Below are 8,529 nucleotides of genomic sequence, written 5' to 3'. Positions count from 1 at the left end.
CTCTGCTGGTGAATTTGATACTGAGAAAGAGGCTACTAACGTCCTAAAGTACATAAAAACTAAATTTACCCGTACTTTGCTTGGAACGCTGAAGATTACCCAAGAAAATACAAAAAAGACTTGGAAAAATGTTCCAATGCAAGACTTTACTCAAAATTCCGATATTGATTGGAATCAAACTATTTCGGAAATTGATCGACAGTTGTATAAAAAATATGGATTAAATGAAACTGAAATTGAGTTCATTGAGGAAAAAGTAACAGCGATGGATTAAATTTCAAGGCGTGGCCTAACAAGGGTCGCGCTTTTTTTACGCGTGTTTTGACTGGAATATCGCTTATATATATTATTTCACTGATACAGATTGTCACTGACATGGAGACAAAGGAGGAAGAAAAATATCAGACAAGAAAGCGGTGCTGTACACAAATGTTGGCACTTTTGTGATTGGTGAAGAAGAAGAGTGGGACGCCGGAAGCAACTTGGAAAAGCTAAATGATGTGTTTTACGGAGCGGTTGATGTTGTTTCGATACGATCAGCGATGAATGGAGAGGTCGGGTACGATGCATGGGTCAAGGATGATGCAATCGGTACTGGAACTGCAAGCACGTATCGAGTGACTTTTGGTGATGAATTGGACACAATTGTGTTCTTGCCACAAGGAAAAGCTATTGTAGTGTTGGCTGTCTTAGACGATGGAACCACACAACCGCTGACACACGAGCAAGCGCTTGAAGTTCAGATTAATTTGAGCGTGTCATTGTGGAACCGGGGTGACTTCAATGCAAAGTAGCGATGCTTGGAAGCGGCTGGCAGATGAGCTACGTGGGTGCCTTGCAACTGTTGGTGTGGATGGCTCGATTGTTTCGGAAGACACGATTTAGAGTGTTGTGCTGTACCCAGAAGAGATAACTGTTGAGAACTTGGGATTTGCTAGTTGAAGCTGACGACGATCAACCAGTCAGGAGCGTTTTGATTGGTGCGGATGCCAACAGTCACGAGTACCTTGTGGTGGACTTCTACATTGAGCCTCACTATATTGGCCGTGGAATCATCGTTGACAACAAGCTAGTGCAGTATATCATAAGTACGATCACGAATGGGTCCATGTGGAGGTAAACAATGGTTAACAAGTTTGTTTTGGCAGACACGTTGTTGTCGGATTTGGCGTTTCAGGTGCGTTGGCATTTCTCAACTCAGCGTGCAGAAATCAAGAGCTTGTCGCCGATGGTTTCTGGGCCGATTGAATTGGACATGCAAGAAGAGACAGAAATTCCAAGTTTTCTTTCTGGGTACAGTGGTACTGATTTATTCGATGTTGATTTTGTTGAAGCACAATTGACAATGGGTCAGACAGTGAAGATCGTTGACTACTTCAGCAAGGGACGCTCGGCTTTTTCTTGGCAGGGTGTTTTTGGTGAACTTGGATGTAATGATGGTGAAGACAGAGAAGGAAGGGTGGATGTACTAATGGGTGAAATTGTTTTGGCAGTTGGAAAGGCAATTTTGATTTCTGGCGTTTCGACGCTTGCAAACAAGATCATTGAGGAGTTCGAATGATGGTTGTGTTGGTGAAAGATGTGTTGGATGAACTCGAAAAGGGTTGATTGAACTGCAACAACGTTACTACAATGCGCACGTATCAAGTGTGTTCCGCAAAACAAAATCGTGAGTCGGATTGTTGCGGTCCTTTGGGCTGTTGTTTTCAGTTGGACAAGAGTGAGTAGAGTGGATTTCGATGTCTGATTCGTGCAGCGCAAATAGAAAAATTGGACGGAATGGTACTTCAAAACGAAGTCTTCTTGGGCGCCGAATGCCTCAAAATAGTCGCTGCATTAGTCTTCGAAGCCCGGTGTATCAACGTTTCGGAATCCCATTCTGGAAGTTTAACATTTCGAGGTAGATTTTGAAGTTAGAAGACTAATCAGAAATTTGAAAGGCACTAACTAGGCGGTAAAGGTCGGCTAAGGATTTGGTATTGGGGACCATAGTCGGGGTGTTAACATGGACTAGATTCAGGACGACATTAAGATGGCCATGCGTGGAAAGATAAATAATTACGGTGTAGTACAAATCAAGCGGTTTCTACATGTGACTGATTCACGACTGAGAATCGGTATGTATATTTGGAAACATAAGATAAGAGTCAAATGGCTAATGAAGTTGGGGACTGCAAGCGGGGAGGCCGAGCAGATTAGCTGCTTTCGGAAATGATATTGGAACCTAGATACTATATGGGAAGTCGCTAGTAAGCTCACTAACAAAAGACTCGAAGCACGAAATCTATGAATCTGATCAAATACTTCGAGTCTGTACATTAATATTACGGAATCATACATACGGTGGTGTGAGAGGTCGAACTGGTGACAGTTCTCCTATTCAAGTATCCGTATTTTATCTAGCTAAAAAACTAAAATTTGAATGGTTTTATGCTATATAATAAAAGTATCTATTAATAGGGCGGATGATGAAAATGACAGTGAAATCAGGTAAACTTGTAATTCAAAATATTCCCTATTCCGAAAAAGGACTAAAAAGTTTAGAACGCATATCACCAGCCGACCAACAGGTGATTTTAGATCGTAATACTGTTTATATTGTTAATGAACAATCGGGTAAACAATATAAGGTTTATGTGGGTGAAACAAACAACATTCAAAAGAGAACTTTGCAGCATTTGAAGGATAAGGATGATGTTCTGCAACAAATTAAAGATGGTTATCTGTATGTGATTGGTGATAGTGAGTTTCAAAAGTCGATGACTTTGGATATAGAGAATGAACTGATTAATTACTTCTTGGCATTGCCTGGGGATGTACAAGTTCTAAATGGACGTGGTAATCCTCAGGGCTCATATGCTGGTTCAGAATTAAAAGATCAAATTTTCAAAGAGACACTGAAAGAACTAAACAGTCGCGAGCCAGAATTGTTCCCTGAATATGGGCGAGTGCTTAATTCTACGTTGTTTAAAGCTTCGCCATTTAAAAAGTTGTCAGAACAGCAGAAGAAGGTTAAGTCAGACATATTAGCTCTGGTTTCTAATACCATTAAGGATGACGGTGATAGTAAGTTGATTACTGTTGCTGGTGCTGCAGGAACGGGGAAGACTGTGCTATTGAGTAGTTTGTTCTATGAAGTTGCAACTGCTGAGTTTGGTAAGCAAGTGGCTGGGCGAAAGTTGAAGGTTGCGATGATTGTCAATCATGACGAACAACGCACTGTTTACTCAGCGATTGCGAAGCGTTTAAAGGCGGCCTTTGGTGAAGAACCAGTCGTCTTTAAGCCAACTGAATATCTAAATGCTTACATGAAGAAGCGGGAACAATTTGATGTTGTTTTGGTTGATGAAGCACATTTGGTTTGGACCCAGGGTCACATGGCTGCTTGGACTAAGAAACATTTCAAGATGTTTGGGACTGAAAATCAATTGAAAGCATTAGCCAAGACGGCTAAAATTACGATTGCCATCTTTGATCCAAAGCAGATATTGCGAGCAGATCAATCTTGGGATGAAGACGCAATTGCGGATTTGATTCAAGGTTCAGATGTGACTTACTCATTAACGCAGCAATATCGTATTCAAGCGAATGAGCAAACTAGAGACTGGATTGATAGTTTTGTAGCTGGTGATTTAAAGCCGATTCCACATGATTTTAAGTACGATTTACGTGTGTTTGATAACGCTAAAGCAATGTTTGAGGCTATTCAAATGCGCGATAATGAATTTGGACTGTCGCGCCTGTTAGCGACTTTTGATTGGGACTATAAGTTGAAGCGACGTATTGACGGTGAACCATGGATGGTAACGGCAGGAAACTTGGTTAAGCCGTGGAATTTACAAACGCCGGGTAGAAACAAATCTTTGGCGTGGTCGGAAGATCCTGTAACGATTGATGAGGTTGGCAGCACCTTTACTATTCAAGGGTTAGATTTGAATTACGCTGGTGTTATTCTTGGACCTTCTATTAAGTATCGCGATGGCAAGATTGTGATTGATGCTAGAGAGAGCCATGATAAGAACGCTATCAAGACGCGACTTGATGATGGATTAACAGCAGAAGAACATTTGCGCAATGCGTTGAATGTTTTAATGAAGCGTGGTGTGCATGGGTTGTATTTGTATGCGGTTGATGAAGAACTGCGCAAACAACTTATCAATGCAAGTTCGTAATAATTACAACTAAATATTATATTGGAACAGCTTATCACCGTGATGAGCTGTTTTTTATTGCATTTATATGCGAAATGTATTCTGCTATACTAAAATATAAGCTTCGAAAATATTCGTGGTACGAATATTGATAAGGGTAGGGTATGATATGGGTTTTCCAAAATATTTTGAAGATGATGAATGGATAAAAGTGTCGCGACACACTTATAGACCATTTAAGATTGCCAAAACGTTCATTGGTAATTTAGATAATGTGTCAAATATTTTTGTGTACGACGACGATAACACTACCATCAAACTAACTGATCGATTGGCAGGTTATGGTGAAAAGGAAACGTGGGAAACCGCTGAAAAGGGTGTAGTTGCTAAGACGTTTATAGATTACGCAAAGCAACCAGTGGCAGCAGTTGCTGAAAAACTTGCAACGGCAAACTTGTCTGCACATGCCAAGCAAGTATTCTCAATGCCACTAAAAATGGTTTTTGATGATGAAGGCACAAAGGTTGGGTATATAACCAATCAAGCTAACGGCATAATTAGTCTGGCTGACTTGTTTGGTAAGACAAAATCAGAAATCAAAAACGAGTTTGCAGGTTTTAAGCGTATTGATTTGGTTGAACTATCGGTTATTCTTGCGAACCTGTTAATGGACCTAGACAAGAATGGATTTGAACTGAGTGAGTTAACGTTGAACGATATCATTGTTGATCCAGCGATTTATGAAGTTTCTATCTTAGGTGAAGAGCACGTTCGCATTAAGCTGAAGGATGGGACGGCAACGGCAAAGACGTTGGCCAATTTAGTTTGGCAAATTCTAATGCTCGGTCACGAACCGTACGGCACAAACGGTAATTTTTACTACCAACCAGAACGGGACTATTCACCGGTTGTGTGTGATACCGAACGTTATGCGAACATTTGGAAGTACATGCCGATGAAAATCAGGCAAACCTTCTACAAGGTATTTCACCTTGAACAAAATGTGAGCTTGAATGAATGGGTGACATTGTTGGGGAGGTATGCGGACCATTTAGCTGAAATTATTTCGGTTGATGGCGAAGAAGCGCCTGATAACGCACTTTTCCCTGAAAAGAAGCAAGATGAATTTGCGGCAACAGAATTTGTCGACACCAATGATGCAGTGCAGACGTTGGCAATGGGTGACCATAATGCGCCAACAGTACAAGATGACCAAACCGGCATATTGCCATTTGGCTTGTCAGCTGCTGACTATGGTGTGCAAATCCACAATCTAAGTAAATTTGCTGGTAAAACGCACTTTTCAGATGAGGAGTTAGGACGATTTGCGGTTGTTTACAATTATTTGTCACGTTCAAATAATTTAAAAACGTTACCAACACATCCTTGGATTAGTTTGGCGCCCGTCGCGTTTGAAATTAGTTCAGCGCGTGTTTATCGAGGTACCTTGATGATTTTGATGCTAATCAAGCACGAGGTCATTACTGGGCGAAACTTTAATTTAACTATCGCTGGCTTTGAAGAAATCGAACTTAGCTTGGCAGTTGAGACGATTAATTATTATTTGGAGTTGTTCAGTGAGTTTTTACTTAACAAACAAGAATTGAAGCTCGCGTTGGATGATAAAACACCGATTGAAATCACAGCAAATGAATCAGAAGATGATTTATATTTGGACACGCTCGACAGACCACAAGTTGCACGTGAAGTTTGGACAATTAAGACATTTGCCCGATTTAAATACGAATTAACAACGGATAATCGCATGTATCTCGATACAATTCTGCGTGAAATCTCAAACTATAAGCATCTAAATGATGGTCAATTTGAAATCTTGCAAGGACTACTTCATCGTGCAGATAACGCAATTGGTATTTTGCCAACTGGGTCTGGTAAGTCCTTGATTTTCTACTTGTTATCAATTTTACATCCAGCACCGGTTTTAATTGTGTCACCAACTGATATTTTGATTGAAGATCAGGTTAATAATCTGAAGCAGATTCACAATATTGACGCGGTTTCATTCATTAAGAACGAAACACAGATTTCGGTTAACTATCACTTTGCAACGAACATTGTGTATGTCACGCCGATTGTTTTCCAGAATCCAACCTTCCAGCGCGTTATTATGAAGGCTAACAAAGCTAATGAGCTTTCGTACTTCGTTTTGGATGAGGTGCACACTGTATCGCTTCAAGGACATGACTTCCGACCTGATTACTTCATGTTGGTAGAACTATTGAAGTCTGGCACATTGTTGGATAACACGGTTGTGCTTGGTTTAACAGCCACGGCCAATTACTCAGTTGTAACTGATGTGACGGAATTGCTTGAGATTGAAAATGAACAAGTTCTTTCACCGGTCGCGTATGATAAATACAATTTCACGCATAAGTTCTTTGAAGTTGCGTCAATGGAGGATATGCACCAACAGGTTGCTGCAATCAGTCACACTGAAGAACTAGCTGGTCGCCGTATCATCATTTTTACGAAGAGCGATGCTGAGTCAAAGTTAATTGGTAATTTGGTACCAAACGGCATAATTTATACGCAGGACGCACCGGATGCCTACCGTTTATTTGCAACAAAGAAATCGAATATCTTGATCACAACTGGTGAATTAGGTATTGGTATTAATTTGCCACTTGTCGAAACGATTATCCAGGCTGGGTTGCCTGCTTCAAAGAATGACTATGTTCAGTCAATTGGACGAGGTGGACGCGCTGGTGAAGCGGTTAATTCATTTGTTGTTTATTTAAAAATAGCGGGCAATTTGCCAGAAATGGTTTTGGATGTTGAAGAGTCTCTAGACGGTGTCATGAGTAAATTCCGCGGGCAAAATGATTATGCAATGATTTTGGACCGCCTGTTGAGCGGGTTTAAGAGTCATGACGACTTGATTGCTACAATCAAGAATGATGTCATGAACACATATCAATCATTCGACGGTAGCAAGGGGTTTTATCTCGACCAATACCCAAAGTCACAGAGTCGAACAAAGACAGTTGTTGCGTACCTGCTTTATGCGATGAAGTTCTATCAACGTTGGTACATTCAACAATCAAATAATGCTGAAGAGACGATTATCGCAGCGTATGAACAGGATAAAGGCCTTGTTAGTGAGGTTGCAATTCGCGATGAAATTGAACGACGTGTTTTGCAGACGGCAATCAATTTCTTTATGGCTGATACAGACCCACGCATCCGTCGATTGGGCAATGCGGTGCAACGTGCGAAGAGCTTAGATGATGTGATTGAAATCTTTGCCAACTGGTTCTTTGAGAAGTTTGTCTTTACGGCAAGACGTGAGTTGATTAATGAATTACAATTTGTTCAGACCAACAAAAATGCTGATTCTGTATCAATTGCTCGCCAAATTGCAGAGTACTTTACATTGCCGTTCTTGGAAATCAAGGAAACGGAACAGCGATATGCAAAGTTGTCATATGATCAAATTGCGGCTGAGATACAAAAGGGTATTGAGCCAAACGAATACGTGACTTTGGAACGCTTGAGTGTCCGCACGCAAAACCCAAAGTACGAGTATTTCTTCTGGTTGCTTAACTTGATTGAGAAGCAAGAATACGATGCGATTGGCTTGCAACGCATTCTAAATTCTGTTGATTTGAAATCAAACGACGTACCGGCCGTTATTTCTGGGGCGGGGCGTGCTATTGGTAAGTTGTCATTCGATAATAAGTATCGAATGTTCAAAGACTTGCGTCGGAATACCAATTATCGCAAGTTGCCAGAACGTTACTTGCTTCAAAGCTTGTACGAATCCGGCCAAAAAGATGACTTCTACTATGCGATGATTGCTAAGAATTTACAGATTAGGATTTAACAATGGATACAGAAATTCAAGAACTAGAAAAGAACCTGCAATCCTTCACCAAGTTGATTGCTTCGTCTGACGACGTTTTGCGACAAATGAAGCAATTGGATGATGAAATTAAGGTCAACGCCAATGCTGCTGACTTACGAGCGAAGGATTTGAACAATCAAATTACAGAGTACGTGAATGCTGTCGCAGAGATGCGTAACGAGACAACGAAAAAGTTGAACGACGCGATTGAAAAACAATCAGAAACACATCAAGCATTTGTCACGAAGACGCGTGAAGACCTAGAACGTGTCTCAGCAAAAATGGATGGTGTCAGTGATTCGTTAATGGATGCCTTGAAGGCTGAACTAGATGATGCAGCTGGTCGCCAAAATGAGGCAATCCAAAAGCAGACTGAGATGCAAGAAGGCCTCGTTAAGAAGACGAGTGAGGATTTGGCCCGTGTATCAACGAAAATTGTTGATGTAACGAGTACGTTAAAAAACGATTTAACAAGTCGTTTGGATGTTGTGAGTCAAGCACAACAACAAGGTG

At 40.9% G+C, this 8,529-nt stretch carries 5 protein-coding genes and 1 pseudogene; all 6 read left to right on the top strand.

Annotation, left to right across the window (positions count from 1 at the left end; all coding sequences use genetic code 11):
* Positions 1–274: pseudogene (locus ESE_RS0102425) on the top strand (hypothetical protein); the annotation flags it as partial.
* A gap of 142 nt (positions 275–416) precedes the next feature.
* Positions 417–794, top strand: a complete 378-nt coding sequence (locus ESE_RS0102420) for a hypothetical protein (protein WP_010370680.1) — start codon at positions 417–419, stop codon at positions 792–794.
* Positions 795–1,123: 329 nt separating this feature from the next.
* Positions 1,124–1,561, top strand: coding sequence for a hypothetical protein (locus ESE_RS0102405; RefSeq protein WP_010370674.1), 438 nt, complete (start codon positions 1,124–1,126; stop codon positions 1,559–1,561).
* A 913-nt stretch (positions 1,562–2,474) separates the two neighbouring features.
* Positions 2,475–4,172 (top strand): DUF2075 domain-containing protein, encoded by a 1,698-nt coding sequence (locus ESE_RS0102395; RefSeq protein ID WP_010370666.1) that lies wholly within the window; start codon positions 2,475–2,477, stop codon positions 4,170–4,172.
* 148 nt (positions 4,173–4,320) lie between these two features.
* A complete protein-coding gene (locus tag ESE_RS0102390; protein WP_010370664.1) occupies positions 4,321–7,995 on the top strand; it encodes a DEAD/DEAH box helicase in 3,675 nt (1,224 codons plus the stop codon).
* A 2-nt stretch (positions 7,996–7,997) separates the two neighbouring features.
* A partial coding sequence (locus ESE_RS11335; protein ID WP_010370661.1) for a hypothetical protein occupies positions 7,998–8,529 on the top strand: 532 nt, incomplete at its 3' end.

This window comes from Weissella cibaria KACC 11862, from assembly GCF_000193635.1.
Taxonomy (GTDB): domain Bacteria; phylum Bacillota; class Bacilli; order Lactobacillales; family Lactobacillaceae; genus Weissella; species Weissella cibaria.
This window is presented reverse-complemented; position numbering and strand designations above follow the sequence as displayed.

Bases quoted from the DNA above. Each gene is read 5' to 3' on its own strand.
- ESE_RS0102390 (WP_010370664.1), top strand. From the start codon at position 4,321: ATGGGTTTTCCAAAATATTTTGAAGATGATGAATGGATAAAAGTGTCG.
- ESE_RS0102405 (WP_010370674.1), top strand. From the start codon at position 1,124: ATGGTTAACAAGTTTGTTTTGGCAGACACGTTGTTGTCGGATTTGGCG.
- ESE_RS0102395 (WP_010370666.1), top strand. From the start codon at position 2,475: ATGACAGTGAAATCAGGTAAACTTGTAATTCAAAATATTCCCTATTCC.